The organism is Methanosarcina hadiensis (assembly GCF_046529725.1).
Classification (GTDB): Archaea; Halobacteriota; Methanosarcinia; order Methanosarcinales; family Methanosarcinaceae; genus Methanosarcina; species Methanosarcina hadiensis.
Genome location: NZ_CP136241.1, coordinates 595382 through 614172, shown reverse-complemented (window position 1 = coordinate 614172; position 18791 = coordinate 595382). Strand labels below are relative to the sequence as shown.

The window sequence follows — 18791 nt, the reverse complement described above, 5'->3', positions numbered from 1 at the left end:
CTCTAGCTTGCTATAAAAATAAGATCCTATAGATTCTTTTATTAAAAACAAAAATGAAGTTTTTAATAACAGATTATATGATTCTTTATTTTTACTGCCAATATGTCCGTTGGCGTCAAAATATATAAATTTATCTCAAAAGAACGATATTTAGCAAGGAAAAAATTCCGGTCAGGCTGAAGCTTATTTGCCTTAATTTAAAATAAGTTAAAGAATAGAGAATTAATTAATAATAGAAATAAAACATTCTATTGATGAATTATTATTATCTGCTGTTGCTTGCAATATTGTTTGAGGTTTGCGGAACAACCTGTATGAAATTTTCCGAAGGCTTTTCAAAACTAATCCCATCGGTTTTAATTTTCGTATTTTATGCAATCAGTTTTTTCTTCTTTACCCTTGCCCTCAAAGGAATAGATGTGAGCATTGCGTATGCGGTATGGGCAGGACTGGGGACTGCTTTTATTACGGCAGTCGGGATTCTATGGTTCAGAGAACCTGCTTCTGCCCTGAAACTAATTTCTCTTGCGGTTGTAGTCGCAGGAGTAATCGGACTCCACATGAGCGATAGAGTGACATAATTACTCAGACAACCGGATTAACCTGATCGAAAGGATTCTGTAAACCGTAGTAAGTATCAGGCAAACTCAGGCTTCAAAACATTCTGAAATTTAAGACCTGCAAGCTCCTGAAAAATATTTTTCTGGAAAAATTCAGGGTTTTTTAGCTACAATTACGAACCCTAAAATTTTATTTCCATTCTTTGTCCTGAGCTCCTCAATCCTGAAATAATCAATCTCAAATCCTGAATCCACAAGCAGGAATACAAGCTCCTTTTCAGTGAAATGATGTGCTATAAACTCAACTTCTCCTGTTTCGGGATTAAGAGCAAGAAAAGAGCCTTCTTCTTTAGTTACCTGGAAATCCTGAACATACCGCTTTCTGTAAAGCTGGAGATGCCAGTTCTGCCCAAATTCCACAAGATAAAGGTAACCTCCGGATTTCAGAATTTTAAAAGCCTCCTGAACCGCCCTGAGTCTTTCCTGCGGATTCATCACAGTTGTCAAAATAGCCTGCATAACTGCAAGATCGAAGCTTGACTCCTGAAAAGGAAGATGCGAAGCATTTCCTGCCACAAACTCGGCCTTTCCCTTTGTTTTCGCATTCACATCCAGGTCTTTTGCTGCAGCCTCTGAAAGCCTGATTGCTTCAACATTTACATCTATTCCCGTTACCGGATATCCATAGGAAGCAAGCTCAAGGCTAACTTTCCCAAACCCGCAACCTATGTCCAGGATTCTCGAACTTTCACGCAGGTAACTGTGGATTACAGGGTAAAGTTCTAGGCTTGAGGGTATATTCTTTCCAGATACTTTTTTCCAGTATGATTCAGGCATAAAGAACCAGATGCAGGCAAAGAATAAAGAACATTTCGAAACCCTGATTTCCTGAATTTTTCCTGAATTATATTATCAGTTCGATCTGTGTGAGAGCAGGATAATAATGAAAGCGAAAATAGTATAAAAAGAATCAGGAACTGGAGAGAATAGAGAAAGAGGAGGAAAAAAATTAAAGGGGTAGAGAGACTATCGTGAATCAATAAAGATATTCCAGGCAACTCCTGAATCCGCCCTCAGGTGCTGCCTGAAAAATGCTTATTGTTAAGGGTTAACCCGTTAAAGCAGACTTTGACACCGCCTCAGTCCGTTTAATTCAGGTTATATCCCGCACATCTGGCCTGCAACAACCTGTCCAGGTCACAAACATATTCCTGCGGGATAACTCAGCGGCTCCGTTACATAGCTCCGGAAGGAATCGGCTGTTGACATCAATGCAAATGCAACAGAGCCGCTGTTTAATGATTGAATGCCCTTAACATCAGGTTTTTCTCAATGTTTTTGGAGTACTTACTTTTTGGAGTACTTACTTTTTGGAGATTTGTTCCTCTTTTTTGAGACCTTTATTCTTCCTTTTTAAAGACCTTTGTTTCCTTTACATTTCAAAAGATCTTTTAATCCCTGCAGATTATTTCAAAGCTTTTGGTTTCGCTTTATCTGAAAAATCACTTGGGATTAGAATTCCATATTGTAAAATTAGAATATAAGTATACTTTTTGCAATAGTTAGATCTCCTTATCAGATCATACTTTTAAAGCTTGATAATGCTTTATTTTCCTTGATAAAAGATCCAAACAATTGATACTTAATGTAGGGCATACATATGTTTCTTTAATAACAGATGAGATTTGAATAAAAAAAGCAGACAAATACTGGCTCTTCGTTATCTTTTAATCTGCCATTAAATATGCAAAATAATCATTATAGATAATAAAAGCTACCTGAGTACCTTAATAACCCTTATATCTCCTTTCAAGGCTCTAAGTCCCGAAATAGTCCTGAATATTGTCTTTCCCCGGAGATATTCAGGAGCATTTCAGGAGCATTTCAGAGAAAAATAGTCTGATGCCCGCAAAAAAAACGTTTCAGCTTAATAACCTCAAGCCAGATTGCCTGAATAAAGGCCAACAGGAACAGCATCAGGACCCTCGAATTATGGAAGAGAAATAGTATAAGGCACAGAACCGCATATAATCCATTGATGGAACCGAACTCGAGAGCTTCCTCTGCAGACGGCAGAGCACTTTTTCCTTTATATACCATAACATTTATAGGAACCCTAGGGTTTGGCATCATACTTACTTTTCTCGTGTTTCTTGTAACAGATTACGGAGGCAATGCTCTTGTATACGGAATAATTGCCTCAACTTATCCTGCTTTCCAGCTTATAGGAGCACCTGTCCTGGGCAGATGGTCTGACCTTTACGGAAGAAAAAAGATTCTATTGCTGAGTCAGATTGGAACTCTGTTTGCATGGGTTATTTTCTTTGTAGCCCTGTTTTTCCCCGTAATCCCGCTGCTAGAGGTAAAATCTGACATGCTGGGAGCCTTTACGGTAACTCTTCCTCTGCTCGCAATTTTTTTCGCAAGGGCTCTTGATGGAGCTACAGGAGGAAATGTTTCGGTTGCCAACGCATATCTTGCAGACCTCACACCAGAAGAAGAGAGAAATAAAAACTACGGAAGGATGTCTGTCGCCTCAAACCTTGGATATGTTTTTGGCCCTGCAATTGCCGGAATCCTTGGGACAACCGTTTATGGCGAACTTCTGCCCGTGTCCGTTGCCCTGCTTATTTCTGTCATAGGAACTTTTATCGTACTCTTTCTGCTCCCTGATTCCCGTCCCTGCGCTATTGAAGAATACCCGGAATCCGCAGGCATCAGAAAAGTACTTGGGCAGGAACAGAAAGAGTGCTATGAGATTGAAGAAGGAAATAAAATAACATTTAGAGAGGCTTTTAAGCTTAAGTATATCCCATTTATGCTGGCTGTCTATTTCCTTATCTTCCTCGGCTTCAATATATATTATACTGCATTTCCAATCTTTGCTGTCAATGCCCTTGAATGGAACCCTGCCGAACTTGGAATTTATTTTTCCGTGATCAGCGCACTTATGGCATTTGTACAGGGCCCTGTCCTGGCAAGACTTGCGAAGAGATACAGGGAGTCAATCCTTGTTGTTGCTGGCGGTTTTATTCTGGGCATGCAGTTCATCCTGATAGTGCCCGGAGATTTCTTCCTTTTATATTTAGCAGCTATCTTCTTTGCATTTGGTAACGGAATCATGTGGCCGTCTATTCTCTCCATCCTCTCGAAATTTGCAGGTAAAAAATACCAGGGATCGGTTCAGGGGTTTGCAATGAGCGCAAGCAGCCTTGCGAGTATTATCGGGCTTCTTGCAGGAGGCCTGCTTTATACACAGCTTGGAGTGGTCTCCTTCCTGATAGCAGCTGCAATAATATATCTTGTAGTCCTTCTTTCACTCCGGCTTATAAAGGTTGAAAAAGAGGAAACTACCCAAACAGCAGTTAATCAGATTTCAGCCGAAGAACCGGAAGATGATTAAATCCTGAATTCTCATTAAAATAGTATCAAATAAATAAAGAAACAAAAAGAGAAAAAATAAGTAAGATTAATAGACAGCTTTTATTTAGTGAGTATTTATAGAATGAATCCGTGAGGATCAATTCTTGATAATCAGGAATGAAACTATTCAGGAGCTGGACAAGATGGAGTGGCCTGTAACCTCAGGAGACTATATTATAGGAGATATTAATTCCAGTGTAGCTGTGGTAACTCTTGCTTCTGACTATACCTCATGGGAGCTTAAAAATTACGCAATCTGCGGTACATGTTTTAGCGAGAATTTTGGGATTGAAAAAATAATCGTAAATGTACTTGCAAATCCGAACATAAACTGCCTGATTGTCTGTGGAGAAGAAAGCAGCCATCTGCCAGGCCAGTCCCTGATTGCACTTGCCGAAAATGGGATTTCTACGATGGCAGGTTCAAGAAAGATCTCCGGCTCAAAGGCTTCTCTGCCTTATTTGAATGAGATACCAATGACCGCAATCTCCCGATTCCTCAGGGAAATAAAAGTTATAGATCTTGTAGGAAACAAAGACCCGACTGCTATCCAGAAAGCAATAGATTCCTGCACAGGCCCTAAAAGAAATGAGGCTCAGGTTATACCCATGCCCGAAGTAGATGAAAACAGCTGGCGAAAATATGAGTCGCAAATAAAACAGAACATAATGTCAAAGATAAAGAAAGGGTGAGTAAGAAAGGCGATCCTGAATTGCCTTGCAGGAGGGAATGCTCTTGAGGACAGCTCAGGTTTTAATAAATTTCTTTAACCCTTCCAACCTGCCCGTCGGTCAGCTGGACTTTGATCCCGTGAGGGTGAGTTGAAGAGCTGGTTAGAATTCTCCTTACAACGCCCCGGGTTATTTTTCCTGTTCTCTGATCCTGCTTTAAGACAATTCTTACACTCAGTCCTTCTTTGATATTTGCTCTTATACTGCCGTTGTTCATGGCAGAAGGTAAATTCACAGGTATATAAATCATTACATTTAAAAAGCTGTTTTTCGATCAATATAATCAATATTTCGACAACAGGAGATTATCTCACAGTTTTTGTTATTTCTCTGCTTTCAAGCCGGTCCATCACCCTGGGCCATAGAGATAACGAGATAATCAGGGTAATAAGAAAAACGAAAATACAGCCTGCAATTATATCTACCGGAGTATAGCCTGCTTCCTCCGCATACGTGTTGATTAACAGAGCACCGAGCAGGAAAAGGCCCATCAGCACTATGGAAGTGGCAATACTTGAGAGGAGCACTGCCCTATCCCTCAGTTCTTTTGATTCGAATTTTACCATAGGATCACCACTAGCCGGGAATTCAGAGTTCCGGAAATATTAACTGTAAAAGATTTACTCAAGACGTCTATGGTTTATGAATACAGGAAAGTCCTGTCTAAAGGTATTCCTGTACCCTTTTTTCACTTAGACTTGACATCAACTTTAAAAGATTCAATTTTAAAAATGCCTGCCTGGACTTACTTAATTTTGCTTCTCTTCATTAGCAGGGAATTGGTTGTCACGGAAACCGAACTCAACGCCATAAAAGCAGCAGCCAGTTCAGGAGTGATCAGGATCCGGTGAAAAACAGGATAAAGAACTCCTGCTGCAATAGGAATGCCGATTGTGTTGTACCCAAAAGCCCATATCAGGTTCTGCTTTATCTTACGAATAGTAAGCCTGCTCAGGCGGAGGGCTGCGACCACATCCCTGGGATCATTTTTTATAAGCACAATTTTTGCGGATTCCATTGCCACATCCGTACCTGCTCCCATTGCGATTCCCACATCTGACTGGATCAGGGCAGGAGCATCGTTAATCCCATCGCCCACCATTCCGACAAGTTTACCCTCTTCCTGAAGTTTCTTAATCTCATTTGCTTTATCCTCAGGCAGCACCTCGGCAAGCACTCTTGGAATCCCTACCTCTGCTGCAATTGCCCCGGCTGTGATGGCGTTATCTCCGGTTATCATAACCACTTCAATGCCCATTTTTTTCAGGGTGTCTACTGCCTCTCTGGAATTGTCCTTCAGGGTGTCAGCAACAGCGACAAGCCCTATGGCTTCCCCCCCTATAGCTACAAGCATTGCGGTCTTCCCGTTCTCTTCAAGTTTGCGCATTTCAGCTTTAAGCTCCTCAAAGGAAACCGCATTTTCTTCCATGAGTTTGCGGGTGCCGAGAAGAACCTTCTGGCCTTTGATGTAGGCTTCGATCCCTTTCCCGGGGAGTGAACGGAAATTATTAGTCTCTGCAAGGCTGATATTTCTTTCATCCGCACCTCTGACAATAGCTTCTCCCAGTGGATGCTCAGACCCTTTTTCAGCCGTTGCAGCAATAAAAAGCACTTCTCTTTCGTCACGTCCGAAAACCGCAAATATATCTGTCAGTTTAGGAGTCCCTTCAGTAAGAGTTCCCGTTTTGTCAAACACTATTGTATCAAGCTTATGTGCCCTTTCAAGGGCTTCGCCGCCTTTTATAAGGATTCCGTTCTCAGCTCCTTTACCTGTGCCAACCATGATCGCTGCAGGGGTCGCAAGTCCGACTGCGCACGGGCAGGAGATAACAAGGACAGTGATAGCTATGAGCAGGGAAAAAAGGAAAGGACTGGTCCCTCTGAGAGATTCGGATTCCCCTACCCCGTAGTGCCAGTAACCAAGAAAGAACCAGAAGAAAAAAGCGATAAGGGCAATTATATGTACTGCTACAATAAAATTGCCGGCAAAGACATCTGCGATTCTCTGAATAGGAGCCTTGGTTATCTGGGCTGCCTCTACAAGCTTGATTATCTGGGCAAGGGCAGTATCAGCACCTACTTTTGTAGCCCGGAACCTGAAAGATCCTGTTCTGTTAATGGTTGCCCCGATAACAGTATCTCCCTCACTTTTTTCAACAGGGATGCTCTCCCCGGTAATCATGGACTCGTCTACCGCAGAACTTCCTTCAGTAACAATCCCATCAACAGGTATCTTTTCTCCTGGCCGGACCACAACAGTGTCTCCGACAACTACCTCTTCTACAGGAACCTCTTTTTCCACGCCGTCCACAATAATCCTTGAGGTTTTTGCCCTTAATCCCATGAGTTTTCGGATAGCTTCAGAGGTTCTGCCCCTTGCCCTGGCTTCAAGGTACCTCCCGAACACAATAAAAAGTATCAGAAGGGCTACGGTCTCATAATAGAGGATATCATATCCCGGACCAAGGTCAAGGAAAGTTGCTGCTACGCTGATGAGATAAGCTGACCCTGTACCCGCAGCAATCAACAGATTCATATCGGTTACTCCGTGCTTGAAACCTCTAAAAGTACCGACAAAAAACTGCCTCCCCGGAAAGAGGAGAATAAGACTGGTCAATATAAAAAGTACAACTGGATCCATAAGGATCGAAGGGACATACATCATAAGGGAAGGAAACATCATGCTCATGTTTCCTACGGCTACCGGGATCCCCAGAAGGAAGGCAATGATCAGGTTATTTCTCTGCCTCCGAATCTCAGCGTCCCTTGATATCCTTTCCCGGTCTTCGTATTCTACAGTCTCAGCCTGGACCGATGCCCCATAACCGATACCCTGGATTGCGGCAATAATCCCCCTGACAGAAATCAGGGCTGAATTGAATTCCACAACTGCTTTTTCAAGCGGCAGATTTACAGAAGCTGAGATTACGCCTTCGGTTTTATTGAGAATCTTCTCGATATTCGCAGCGCAGGATGCACAGCTCATACCCTGGATATTCAGGGTTACTTTATCTTTCTCAACTTTATATCCAATGGATTCGATAGCTTCTTCAATTTCCAGAGGAGAGACAAGGGAGGGATCAAAACTAACCTTTGCCCTGCCAAGCTCCAGATTAACGTTTGCGGAATCAACGCCTTTTTTCTTCTTCAGGACTTTCTCGATATTCAGGGCGCACGCCGAACACGTCATCCCGGAAACTCCAAGAGTGATTTCTTTCAGCCCTGTTTTCTGTCCTGATGTTCTGGGGGCCTCCTCTTCTGCAGCTATGCATGCTTCGGTAAGGGGACATGCCTGAGAATCTTCCAGCACCTTTCCTTCAACTTTTTCCATAGCCCTATCAGAAGATTCCAGAACCTGACCTTTCTTTTCTTCTGCCATAGCAGGTTCGGAGCTTTTTACATGGATTTCTTCGTTATCTTTTTCAGTCTCCTTTTCACGCTCCGTAGAATACCCTGCCTTCAGGACAGCTTCCTTTATATCTTCAAGGCTTACTTTTTCAGGATCAAAATTAACAGTTGCACGTTCGGCTTCAAGATTGACATCTACAGATTCCACGCCTTCAAGAGAAGAAACAGCATCCGCTACTCTCTTCTGGCAGTGACCGCAGGTCATGCCGTAAACTTCTATCGAAACTTCCATCGGATACGCCGCCTATCCAGATCTTTTTTTCAGACTGCCCTACCGCTTAAAAGACATTCATGGGCTCTCTCACATTTTTATAGCCTGCTTCCAGCAGGGTCATCCTTATGACATGCGCATCAGTTATCCGGCTGTCATAGATCACGTATACCGTCCTTTCAGAAACATTTACGTTTACACGGGAAACCCCGTTAATAGAGGTAATGAGTTTGGTAACCGTATCTTTGCAGTACCTGCAAATTATATCATCTACTACAAATGTTGTCTCCCCGATGTCTTCACCCCCGGATAATCAGCTGATTTTAAACAGATGTTTCACCCGTATTATAAAAATCTGTACTTTTTACTATATAATAAATTCCTCAAGCCCGATAAATGAAGTACCCAGAAACTGTTGATCTTAATCAGACGCATTTGATTAGACGCACTATTCCATTTCAGGCAGGCTCATATCCTGATTCCTTTACTGCAGCCTTTATTTTTTCCACGTCTGTCTTTCCTTCATCGAATTCAACAACTGCCTGCCTGTTCTCAAGGCTTACGTCTACTTTCTTTACGCCCTGAACGCCCTCAATTGCCTTCTTAACCCTCATAACACAGTGTCCGCAGGACATGCCTTCAACTTTTATGGTTTTCTGTGTAATTGTCGCAACCTCCAGTTTATTTATCTGAAATTATTTGGTTTACCAGACTTAAAAAACATTCTCCAGAGAGATCAACCAGAACCTGTTAAAGCAGTTTCCGGGGTATTTTTATCACAACAGTTACTGTAATAGCTAAAGTGACTGATGAATAATATGAGTGAATAGACGCAGGGATAAGTCGAACATTAGAGAAATACATCATCATTATATCTTTATTTTTCTATATCCTGATGCATAACTTTATCTTTCTCATTCAGAGGAAGCAGCAGCTTATCAAACTGCAAACCAAATAGGTTAAAAATATGGTTCAGATAAACAGTGTTTCAAAAGAGTTTACATAAACGATTAAAAGATAATAGGGGAAAAAACCCCGAATGATTTTAAATAAATTGCCTTAAAAGGTTTAACATCCGCACTGGCATTCTCCCGAAAATTGTACTCCTGTAGTATTGTTCGCCATCCCCTGTGTCATATTTTCCCCTTTCATGCATTCATGTGCATGCATCAGATAATCCATCAGCTCCATCTGAGACTCATTGGTTGCTGTGCTGGGATTTTTCATGTGAAGCTCGTGCAGCTCGATTGCTTTCTCGAGCCAGTAACCAGTGCAGTTAAGTCTTGCCTGGACTGTAGCATTTTGACCTATTCCAGCCATATAGCAGCTTTCGTTAGTTACAGCCATATAGCAGCTTTCGTTAGACATATTTTCATCAATCATACAGCATGTCAGGGTTCCATTAAGCTGGCAATCCCCCATGCTTGATTGTTGTAACACCATACATGTTTCTTTATCAAGACAATGGTCCCCGGTATCTCCTGCAGCAGGTCCTGCAAGCGCAATTACTGCAAAACCTAATGCCAGTAAAAGTATCGATTTTACCTTCCCATTTCCGACCATTTAATTCCCCCCTTGAGCACCGAATCAGGAGTACAAATACGTGATTCGGCATTTTATTTACTTTATATATTTTGTAACATAAAAGTCTTGTTATAATAGAAACTATGTTTGGAAATAATAGAAACCATGTTTGGAGATCTTTTCACAGATAAAGAGCACTTAAAAGGTTAATTTAAAATTTGAGGTTGCATAAACATTTTTGCCTCTTTCCTGATCCTAAAACTGTTTGTTAAGAAGCGGTCATTGGAATCACGATAGCCTTTTAATATATAGGTTCTTATAAATAACTGGATATAAAATTATTTTCAATTAGTGGGGACGTATAAAGTATTAACTGCTTACCTGAAAAGATAAAATCTTGGTTTTGGAAAAAGGTGGGGTAATAAATGGCTAAAGCAAAAATCGCAGTAAATGGTTACGGAACAATTGGAAAAAGAGTTGCAGATGCTGTAAGGGCTCAGGATGACATGGAAGTCGTAGGGGTTTCTAAAACAAAACCTAATTATGAAGCTTCAATAGCACACCAGATGGGATATGATATATACGCTCCTGCTGAAAATCTCGGAGCCTTTGAGAAAGCCGGAATACCCGCAGCTGGAACTATTGAAGAGATGCTGGAAAAAGCTGAGCTTGTCGTGGACTGCACGCCAGGTGGAATTGGAGAAAAAAATAAGCCCATGTATGAGAAAGCCGGGATAAAGGCAATCTGGCAGGGTGGGGAAAGTCACCCGATTGCAGGCTTTTCCTTTAATGCAGCCAGCAATTATGAAGGGGCTCTGGGCCGTCAGTTTGTAAGAATAGTCTCCTGTAATACCACAGCGCTCTGCAGGGTTATTTCCCCTATTGACAGAGAGCTAGGTGTAAAAAAGGTAAGAGTGGTGCTGGCAAGAAGAGCTGCCGATCCAAACGACGTAAAAAAGGGACCGATTAATGCAATTGTGCCTGACCCAATCAGACTTCCTTCCCACCACGGCCCCGATGTAAGAAGTGTGCTTCCGCATATTGACATTACCAGTGCAGCCCTGAAGATTCCGACAACACTGATGCATTTGCACACTGTGAACATGGAAACAAATACCGATTGTACTGTAGCCGATATTAAGAGAATTCTTGGTTCACAATCAAGAATTCTTTTTGTAGGGCAGGGCATATCTTCAACAGCCGAAATAATAGAGTATGCCAGGGATATAGGACGTCCGAGATACGATATATGGGAGAATTGTATCTGGGAAGAATCGATAACAGTACATGAGAAAGAGCTTTATTTCTTCCTGGCTGTTCACCAGGAGTCCATTACAATTCCGGAAAACGTAGATGCCATAAGGGCAATGATGGAATTTGAAAATGATGGCGCAAAATCAATTGAGAAGACAAACAAAGCTATAGGATTGTAAATTTCGATTGAGAATACAATTGTCAGGACCAAATGTATCAAGTCCTGGTATCAGGAATCCTATTTTAAATTTTTTTATTGCAAGATTTACACACATGCGTGGTAAACTCGATATAATAAGATTATGCTTGCGTATCAAGAGATCATTTTTATAGCTCTGCTCACACTGCTGGCAAGTCTGATCGGGACTCTGGTCGGGTTTGGAATATCCACAATTATGGTACCCATTCTTCTGATGGTATTCCCTTTGCCTCAGACACTGCTTTTTGTTGGCATAATTCACTGGTTTAATGATATATGGAAAATGCTCCTGTTCCGAAAGGGCATAAGATGGAAACTCTTTCTTGCTTTCGGTCTCCCTGGTATCTTCACAAGTTTCATAGGGTCATCTTTATCCCTGAGAATTCCACAGGAGGTTCTTTCAAGAGCTTTAGGAGTGTTCCTAATAGCTTATGTTCTTTTTATAACCTTCAACCAGACATTCAAGCTTAGCCAGAGATTGTCGGTAGCGGCATCAGGAGGGGCATTAACAGGATTTTTTGCAGGTATTTTCGGTATAGGAGGGGAGATAAATGCGGTAGCTCTGAACGCTTTCAACCTCGAAAAAGCTGTTTATATTGCAACAGTGGGTGCTATCTCTTTTATGATAGATTCGACGAGAATCGCTACCTATATTACAGGCGGTACGAGACTCGACTCTGAAATTTTATCAGGCTTTTTGATCTTCATACCTGCATCTTTAATCGGGGCGGCGGCCGGGAGAAAGGGCATTGAAAAAATACCCCAGGAAAGATTCAGGAGTTTCATTGCAATTTTCATATTTTTGTTTGGACTGAAACTGGTTTTATTCCCATGATTAAGAAACTGGTTTTATTTTTAAAATTGACAATTGCTACCTTTAATCCATAATTCTTACATACTCCATGGTTCCTATATCTCTTAATCAGGTAAACTGCAGACAGATAACAAACCAGAAAAAGGAGAAAGAAATATGAGCACAAAGAAATTTGAAAAAAATAGATGAACGAAATAAAATAGAAACAGAAGAAAGGATATGTCGGAGAATTAATGTAAAAAACAGGAAGTTTCTCTTTTTCTCTATCTGGTTTGCTTTTAAGGGAATCCATCAAAGATCTCTTAAACAAGCTTAAAAAATAACAGGTAGAGTCCAGATAGAAAAAAAGAAAAATTAAAATTGAAATTCTTATTTCGAAGCTGCTGCTTTCGAAGATGCTGCTTTATCTGCTTTTGGCTTGTCTACTATCGGAACCACTACTTTAACAGTTTCTTTAGCACCGGTTTTTACCCTTTCATTAGATATTGATAGACAGTCTTTTGGGCAGCCAGCGACACATTCTGTGCACATAATGCATCTAAATAAGTTAATTTCCCACACTTTGTCGGCTTTGGTAACTGTAATCGCATCCGGGGGACACTTCTTTTGACATATCCCGCAGAGAATACAGTTTTGAGGATCAAAAACAATCCTTCCTTTAAACTCATTAAAAGGTGCCCTTATCTCGAAGGGGTAGAGTCTGGTAGCAGGTTTACGAGAAATATTTGTTATTACAAGGTTTAACATGCCCATTATTATCACCCTTCTTTTTATCTTTCAGTGCAGCTAATGCATGGGTCTATAGTGAGTACAACTATAGGTACATCAGCGAGCTTTACTCCCGGTAGTGTCAGCAGTAACGAAGGTATGTTTGCAAAGGTAGGTGTCCTTACTTTAAGCCTTTCGAGGTTTTTGGTACCATTGCCTTTAACATAATATACAACTTCGCCTCTGGGCTGCTCTGTTCTCATAATCGCTTCACCGGTTGGGAAGCCCTTTACGGGTGTTGTAATATCACCATTCGGCAGCTTGGAGATAGCATTCCTTATTATCTTAATAGAGTCGTATAATTCCTGAACTCTTACTAAAGTCCTTGCGTAACAATCTCCATCTTTCTCAACGGCTGGCTTGAAGCCTAGATCCTTATATATGTCCCAATCTGCGGAGTCTCTTACGTCAACAGCGTTTCCGCTTCCTCTGAGTGTGGGACCAGCAGTTCCAGCCTCATATGCAAGCTGTTTTGACATTGTGGCTAGTCCGACAGTTCTTTTCTTAACTGTGTAATTGTTTACGAACACTTTCTCAAGGTCTTTAACCTGAGGTTCCACCGCATCGAGCATTTTCAGAATCATATCGATTTGTTCTTTGCTCAGATCTTTGGTGACTCCTCCGACTTTGGATATTGAATGTATGACCCTGTTTCCACAGATTTTCTCCAGTACATCCAGTACTGGCTCTCTGTACTTCCAGCACTCATAGAAAAGGCTTTCAAATCCAAAACCATCGGCGAAAAGACCAAGCCAGAGAAGGTGACTGTGAACTCTATTGAGTTCACCGATTATCACTCTTATGTACTGCGCCCTTTCAGGGATTTCGACATCGAATAGTTTTTCGACTGCCATTGTATAAGTTATACCATGAAGGGCACTGCATATTCCGCAGATTCTTTCGCAGATATACGTTGTTTGAGCGTAGTCCTTTGTATCTATGAATTTTTCAAGCCCTCTGTGCACGTAGCCCAGTGAAGGAAGTGCTCCAACAACAACATCATTGTCCAGTTCGAGTTTTAATGATACTGGCTCGGGTAAAACTGGGTGCTGAGGACCAAAAGGTATTACGGTTGTCATGTGATTCTCCTCTCAAATTGCTTTAAGCCAAGGGGGCTTTAGGACTATTTGGCGTTAAGTAAAGGTGGCCTTTGTAGTCTATTGCTAAGCCATCGAAAGTCAATCCGAAGAGATCCTGGTACTCGTTCTCTATCAAAAGTGCAGTGAGATAAATGCCTGATATGCTCTTGGGGTTTTCACCTGGCTTCACATGGTACCTTAGATTTTTCAATTTGTTATCCTTGTCAAAGATATATATCAAATCATGACCATCGTTGTTTTTCAGGCATATCATAGTAGCATTTCGATAGCCATCATTTTTTAAACCCTCAACAGTTTTTAGCAGTTCTCCACTGCTTTTTATTTCTACCGCATCTATCACGTTATCAAGCATTTGATGGCACCTCTTTTCCTTTCAATGGTACTTCTTTTCCTTTGATGTTCCCTTTCTTCTTGTTTTCGAGTATCGAAAGTGCTGCTACTACGCCATCAAGTATGGCTTCAGGCCTAGGGCAGCACCCGGGAACATATGCATCTACGGGTATTACCTGATCCGCTCCGCCTATCACGTTATAGCAGTTATGGAATATCCCCCCTGTAGATGCACAGGCACCTACAGCTAAAACGACTTTTGGATCCGGGATCTGGTTGTAAATATTTTTGAGCACATTGACATTCTTGTAGTTTACCGAGCCTGTAACTACCATTATATCAGCTTGCTTGGGAGTACCGATATTTAAGACGCCAAATCTTTCAGCGTCATATAAAGGAGTAAGACAGGCTACTACCTCAATGTCACAGCCATTGCAGCTGTTACAGTTCACATGTATGATCCATGGTGATTTTGCTAAACTCATAAATAGCCCTCTTTCACACTACTTTTACTCCGCTTACGTACAGGAATATTACATTCACAAGGGAAATGAATAGCAGGAATGTCCAGCTTAATTTGAGCATCCATTGCCAGTAAACTCTTGCAGTAATATTGTCTATAACAATTACCAGCAGGAAGGCAATGATACCTAGAAGCAAGCCTATTATTGGGGTTGATGCCCAGAACAAGAATATGAGCCCGGTTAAGAACACGTATTCATAGAAGTGTGCAACCTCAATAGCTGCCAGCCCTGGTCCTGAATATTCGGTAAGCATACCTTTAACCAGCTCCTGGTGAGCATGGTGAGAGGTTGAATAATCAAAGGGTGATTTTTTCAATTTTATATTCAGAACAACTATCATTGCTAAGAATATAAGAGGGGTATATATCAGGATTGGGGACGATGCTTCTACCACTGCGGATAACCTGAAAGTTCCCGTTAGCAGGTATATTGCAAGAGCGTATAAGATCAAGACCGGCTCATAAGACAGTATAGCCATTATTTCCCTTGAACTTCCTGCTCTGGCGTATGGAGAACCTGTGCTCATACCTCCTACTATGAGAGCCACTGAAGCTACCGTATAGACGAATATTATCATCAGCATGTCTGCCCTGAACACTAACATCAACAGGCTCAAGACAATGAAGACCAGGTATACGATTACGTAAAAGTTCTGAGAGCCGTTTACGATCATATTGTCTTTGCTCAGGAGCTTCCTGACATCATAGTATGGCTGCATAAGGGGTGGACCGACCCTACCCTGCAGCCTTGCAGTAATTTTCCTGTCAATTCCTGCAGCTATACAGCCAATGATAGGAGCACCGATTAGAACAAGGACAGCTATTAAAACATCGGTCATAGCCACCATTATAGCACCCCTCCTGCTAATGCAATTACTATAAGAATTATGGAAATTGCATATCCGAGCGTTGTAAGTTTACTTTCTCCAAAGGTGTTTTGAAGATATACGTTAGCGACACTACTTTTCTCGTAGGCGCAAAGTCCGTTTCTGAACATCAATTTGTCCCTTTCCAGGTTGTTTTCTCCGCACATGTAATATCCAGCCATGCGGGGAGTGAACATGTTTTTGGTAGCTAGATAGAGTATGATAGCCAGAGCAAGAACTGCGAATATTGCTGCGTAAGCAAATGCCCCTATTTCAGAAGTAAATTGCCCAGCCTGTCCTGAGATAGAAGGAGCAGTTGAGAGCAAAATTTCGACCTGAGGTCTAATGAAGTAGTCATATACCTGGAATACAAGAATGCTTACGGCTACAATGGCCAACCCAAGGAACGTCAGTGGGAAATATGTTTCCGGTTTTTTGTGGTGGACTGCATTTTTGTCCATACTTGAGGACATGATCGTTCCAAGCCATTTAGCATAATATACTGTGGTGAGTGCACTTCCAAGTATGAGGAAGACTATCACTATAGGGTTGTTTGAAGCGGCTTCCATTGATACCCACTTTGTCAGCAGTACGCCAAAGGGAGGCAAAAGCATTGATACCATTCCCAGGGCTGCAAGACTGGTGAGAAGAGGAGCCTTCTTTATTAAGCCTGCCATATCCTCGATATCTCTGCTTCCTATGGTATGCTCGATTTCTCCGGTACACAGGAAGAGAAGAGCTTTGGATATTGCGTGGAACAGGATAAGCATAATCGCAGCAGCTACGGCAAGAGGTGTACCAATTCCGGCGCTTGCGATAATTAATCCCAGGTTTGCAATTGTGGAGTAAGCAAGTACTCTCTTAGCATTTCTTTGAGATAAGGCTAAAGCTGAGCACATGACAAAGGTAAAGCTACCATAAACTGCAATAGCTGTTCCGAGGCTTGTGCCCGCAAAAGCTGGTACAAGTTTAACAACTAAAAACACACCTGCATTTACCATTGTGCTTGAGTGCAGTAAGGCAGAAACCGGGGTTGGAGCTACCATTGCACCAAGAAGCCAGCTCTGGAAAGGCATCTGAGCGGATTTCGCAAAGCCTCCGAGACAGAGCAGGGCAACAGGAAGGGCTAAAGCGGCCGCTGCTGCTGCATCAGTTCCAGCGTAAATGCCAACTCCGGAAAGGGTACTTATATCCCTGGCAGCGAGAAGAATTATGCCTACGGATAAAGCAATTCCACCAACCAGGTTTAAAGCCAGGGCTCTGAAACCGTTGTTTATTCCTTCCTGATCCATGTTGTATGAGATCAAAACGAATGAACAAAGAGTTGTCAGTTCCCAGAAAAGAAACAGCCATCCCAGCGTGTCAACCATGACAAGACCATTCATGGCTGCTATGAAGAAACTCATTGTAAAGTAAAATGTCCTCTGTCTGTTTAGATGCCTGTGCTCTTCATATTCATCCATATAACCGGTTGCAAATAATATGATTGCAGTACCGACTATATTAACAATTAATATCATGACCTGAGAAAACTGATCAATATTAAAAGAAGCACTTTCAACATGCGGAGTATTGGCAAAAGTGTAGGCAAATGCAGCTGCTGCAATTATTCCCAGTGCAAGTGTAGGCCAGTTTTTATATTTTGCCGACACAGCAAGAATAAATAGTATCACCAGTACTTCGAGTACAAGGACAATATTTTCTAACATTGCAAAATCTGATCCAGTTATTTCGAAGACTCCAACACCGTCCCGAACTAACTGAACTGAAAAAATTACCCCAAATATAAAGAAAGCCCAGGCGAGTACTTTGTACATACTTTTGCCAAGACCAAGGAATAAAAACGAAAAAAGTAGGGGTACTGCGATTAATAGCATTATTGTTGTTTCCATCATACAACGTATCCTCCGACCTATTTCCTCCTATCTGTTTACCTTTAACCTTGCAATTTTGGGACTTACACACTTGAAGAATAAAATCAAACTCAATAAGCTTTGTTAGGAGTGTACGTTTTTAACAGTTCAAGGCTTACGATATTGATTTCTCAATCCAACCGAGTAGTTTCCGGAACATGTAAGAACATATAAATTATTCTGGACAAAATTGTCCAGAATAATTATAAGCCCTTAAATTAAAATTATAACAAAATAATAATGCCCAAACAACGTAGAGATATATAATATCTACGCTTCCAACTGTTATCTATCTAAGCCATATTTAAACATGATGATTTTTTTCCCACTTTTATATTACTCATATGAATAATAGGCTAAATCGTCAAAAAAAAACAATCTCAGGTGTCATCGGAGAAAATATGCCAAAAAACCTGTGGGTTAAGAGGCGTATTCAGCATGATTTTTTAATTACATTTAAATATATTGAAGAAAATTTAATTAGGATAAAAATTGTTTTCGTTATAGAAGATTAAATAGATCGTTTTTTTAGTTTCGTTAAATATCCGGTCCATAAAGGGCAGAATGGAAATGTTTGTAAATTTATTTTGAGAGATGTCTATATTATCCCTGGGAAGAGTCTTTAAGTTTTTCATAACGTTGAAAAGATAAAAATATATTCAGTTATATAGTGAAATATAAAGAAAACGATTTGAAGTATGCTGGATTTGTAAAATATAATAATGAGAAGTTGATAAGTTGTGCTGTTATTCATTCAATGAAACTGAATAAGGATCAAAAATGTTAATCTCCCTATACGATTTATGAGACATATGTTCCTGTTATTTCCAGGTATTAACAGGAAGTATGAGACATATGTTCCTGTTATTTCCAGGTATTAACAGGAAGAAGAGTGACCAGTACCATGGGGTTTTTCAGAGTATAAAGGAATGGAAGTTTACCATGTATAAGGCTTTACAAAATTTTGATTGAAAGCCCTGTGATTTAATTGACCATTCTGTAATTATAATTGAACCCTTTATGACCACGTTTAAACACTTTATGATCATATTTATTTGATTTACTTTAAAGAGGCATACTGTAATTAAATAAAAGCATGACGGCGGCGCGTAAAGGAAAGATGTTGAGTGTATATTTGAAAGCTTCAAACCGGAAAAAAGACATTAT

Annotated in this window: 18 protein-coding genes; 5 read left to right on the top strand and 13 right to left on the bottom strand. The window is 41.0% G+C overall.

The genetic code is table 11. The features are described 5' to 3' along the window. The first annotated feature begins 254 nt into the window (after positions 1–254). On the top strand, positions 255–581 hold the full coding sequence (locus RSJ42_RS02690; protein WP_410509186.1) for a DMT family transporter: 327 nt from the start codon (positions 255–257) through the stop codon (positions 579–581). Positions 582–713: 132 nt separating this feature from the next. On the opposite strand, the gene RSJ42_RS02685 is transcribed toward RSJ42_RS02690, so the two are convergent. After that, the gene (locus RSJ42_RS02685) at positions 714–1397 is read right to left on the bottom strand and encodes a class I SAM-dependent methyltransferase (RefSeq protein WP_410509185.1); all 684 of its coding nucleotides are present in this window, start codon (positions 1395–1397) and stop codon (positions 714–716) included. A 1201-nt stretch (positions 1398–2598) separates the two neighbouring features. On the opposite strand from RSJ42_RS02685, the gene RSJ42_RS02680 reads away from it, so the two are divergent. Both RSJ42_RS02680 and RSJ42_RS02675 read left to right on the top strand, forming a co-directional pair. After that, positions 2599–3963, top strand: coding sequence for an MFS transporter (locus RSJ42_RS02680; RefSeq protein WP_410510296.1), 1365 nt, complete (start codon positions 2599–2601; stop codon positions 3961–3963). A gap of 124 nt (positions 3964–4087) precedes the next feature. Next, a complete protein-coding gene (locus RSJ42_RS02675; protein WP_410509184.1) occupies positions 4088–4675 on the top strand; it encodes a tetrahydromethanopterin S-methyltransferase subunit A in 588 nt (195 codons plus the stop codon). Positions 4676–4736: 61 nt separating this feature from the next. Here the strand turns inward: RSJ42_RS02675 and RSJ42_RS02670 are convergent, their stop codons facing one another. From RSJ42_RS02670 to RSJ42_RS02645, 6 genes are all read right to left on the bottom strand, one after another. Next, positions 4737–4931, bottom strand: a complete 195-nt coding sequence (locus RSJ42_RS02670; RefSeq protein WP_410510295.1) for a YwbE family protein — start codon at positions 4929–4931, stop codon at positions 4737–4739. Positions 4932–5019: 88 nt separating this feature from the next. Further along, complete coding sequence (locus tag RSJ42_RS02665; RefSeq protein ID WP_410509183.1) at positions 5020–5280, bottom strand: hypothetical protein; 261 nt, start codon at positions 5278–5280, stop codon at positions 5020–5022. A gap of 179 nt (positions 5281–5459) precedes the next feature. Then, positions 5460–8354, bottom strand: coding sequence for a heavy metal translocating P-type ATPase (locus RSJ42_RS02660; RefSeq protein ID WP_410509182.1), 2895 nt, complete (start codon positions 8352–8354; stop codon positions 5460–5462). Positions 8355–8400: 46 nt separating this feature from the next. After that, on the bottom strand, positions 8401–8559 hold the full coding sequence (locus tag RSJ42_RS02655) for a copper chaperone (RefSeq protein ID WP_410510294.1): 159 nt from the start codon (positions 8557–8559) through the stop codon (positions 8401–8403). A gap of 232 nt (positions 8560–8791) precedes the next feature. Beyond that, positions 8792–8968 (bottom strand): heavy-metal-associated domain-containing protein, encoded by a 177-nt coding sequence (locus RSJ42_RS02650; protein WP_410509181.1) that lies wholly within the window; start codon positions 8966–8968, stop codon positions 8792–8794. Between the two features lie 433 nt (positions 8969–9401). Next, positions 9402–9896 carry a hypothetical protein gene (locus tag RSJ42_RS02645; RefSeq protein ID WP_410509180.1) on the bottom strand — a complete coding sequence of 165 codons (495 nt, stop codon included), beginning with the start codon at positions 9894–9896 and terminating at the stop codon, positions 9402–9404. A 386-nt stretch (positions 9897–10282) separates the two neighbouring features. Here RSJ42_RS02645 and RSJ42_RS02640 point away from each other — a divergent pair, with 386 nt between their 5' ends. Together RSJ42_RS02640 and RSJ42_RS02635 are read left to right on the top strand one after the other, a co-directional pair. After that, complete coding sequence (locus RSJ42_RS02640) at positions 10283–11290, top strand: type II glyceraldehyde-3-phosphate dehydrogenase (RefSeq protein ID WP_410509179.1); 1008 nt, start codon at positions 10283–10285, stop codon at positions 11288–11290. 123 nt (positions 11291–11413) lie between these two features. Next, positions 11414–12145, top strand: a complete 732-nt coding sequence (locus RSJ42_RS02635) for a sulfite exporter TauE/SafE family protein (protein WP_410509178.1) — start codon at positions 11414–11416, stop codon at positions 12143–12145. A gap of 348 nt (positions 12146–12493) precedes the next feature. Here the strand turns inward: RSJ42_RS02635 and RSJ42_RS02630 are convergent, their stop codons facing one another. From RSJ42_RS02630 to RSJ42_RS02605, 6 genes are read right to left on the bottom strand one after another with little or no spacing between them, the layout of a single operon-like run. Continuing rightward, complete coding sequence (locus RSJ42_RS02630) at positions 12494–12877, bottom strand: 4Fe-4S dicluster domain-containing protein (RefSeq protein WP_410509177.1); 384 nt, start codon at positions 12875–12877, stop codon at positions 12494–12496. Positions 12878–12894: 17 nt separating this feature from the next. After that, a complete protein-coding gene (locus RSJ42_RS02625) occupies positions 12895–13971 on the bottom strand; it encodes a nickel-dependent hydrogenase large subunit (protein WP_410509176.1) in 1077 nt (358 codons plus the stop codon). A 22-nt stretch (positions 13972–13993) separates the two neighbouring features. Then, positions 13994–14344 (bottom strand): NADH-quinone oxidoreductase subunit C, encoded by a 351-nt coding sequence (locus RSJ42_RS02620; protein WP_410509175.1) that lies wholly within the window; start codon positions 14342–14344, stop codon positions 13994–13996. Next, positions 14337–14807 (bottom strand): NADH-quinone oxidoreductase subunit B family protein, encoded by a 471-nt coding sequence (locus tag RSJ42_RS02615; protein ID WP_410509174.1) that lies wholly within the window; start codon positions 14805–14807, stop codon positions 14337–14339. The genes RSJ42_RS02620 and RSJ42_RS02615 overlap by 8 nt, the downstream gene beginning before the upstream one ends. A 13-nt stretch (positions 14808–14820) precedes the next feature. Continuing rightward, on the bottom strand, positions 14821–15693 hold the full coding sequence (locus tag RSJ42_RS02610) for a respiratory chain complex I subunit 1 family protein (RefSeq protein ID WP_410509173.1): 873 nt from the start codon (positions 15691–15693) through the stop codon (positions 14821–14823). Beyond that, a complete protein-coding gene (locus tag RSJ42_RS02605; RefSeq protein ID WP_410509172.1) occupies positions 15693–17606 on the bottom strand; it encodes an NADH-quinone oxidoreductase subunit L in 1914 nt (637 codons plus the stop codon). The genes RSJ42_RS02610 and RSJ42_RS02605 overlap by 1 nt, the downstream gene beginning before the upstream one ends. Positions 17607–18791: the final 1185 nt, after the last annotated feature.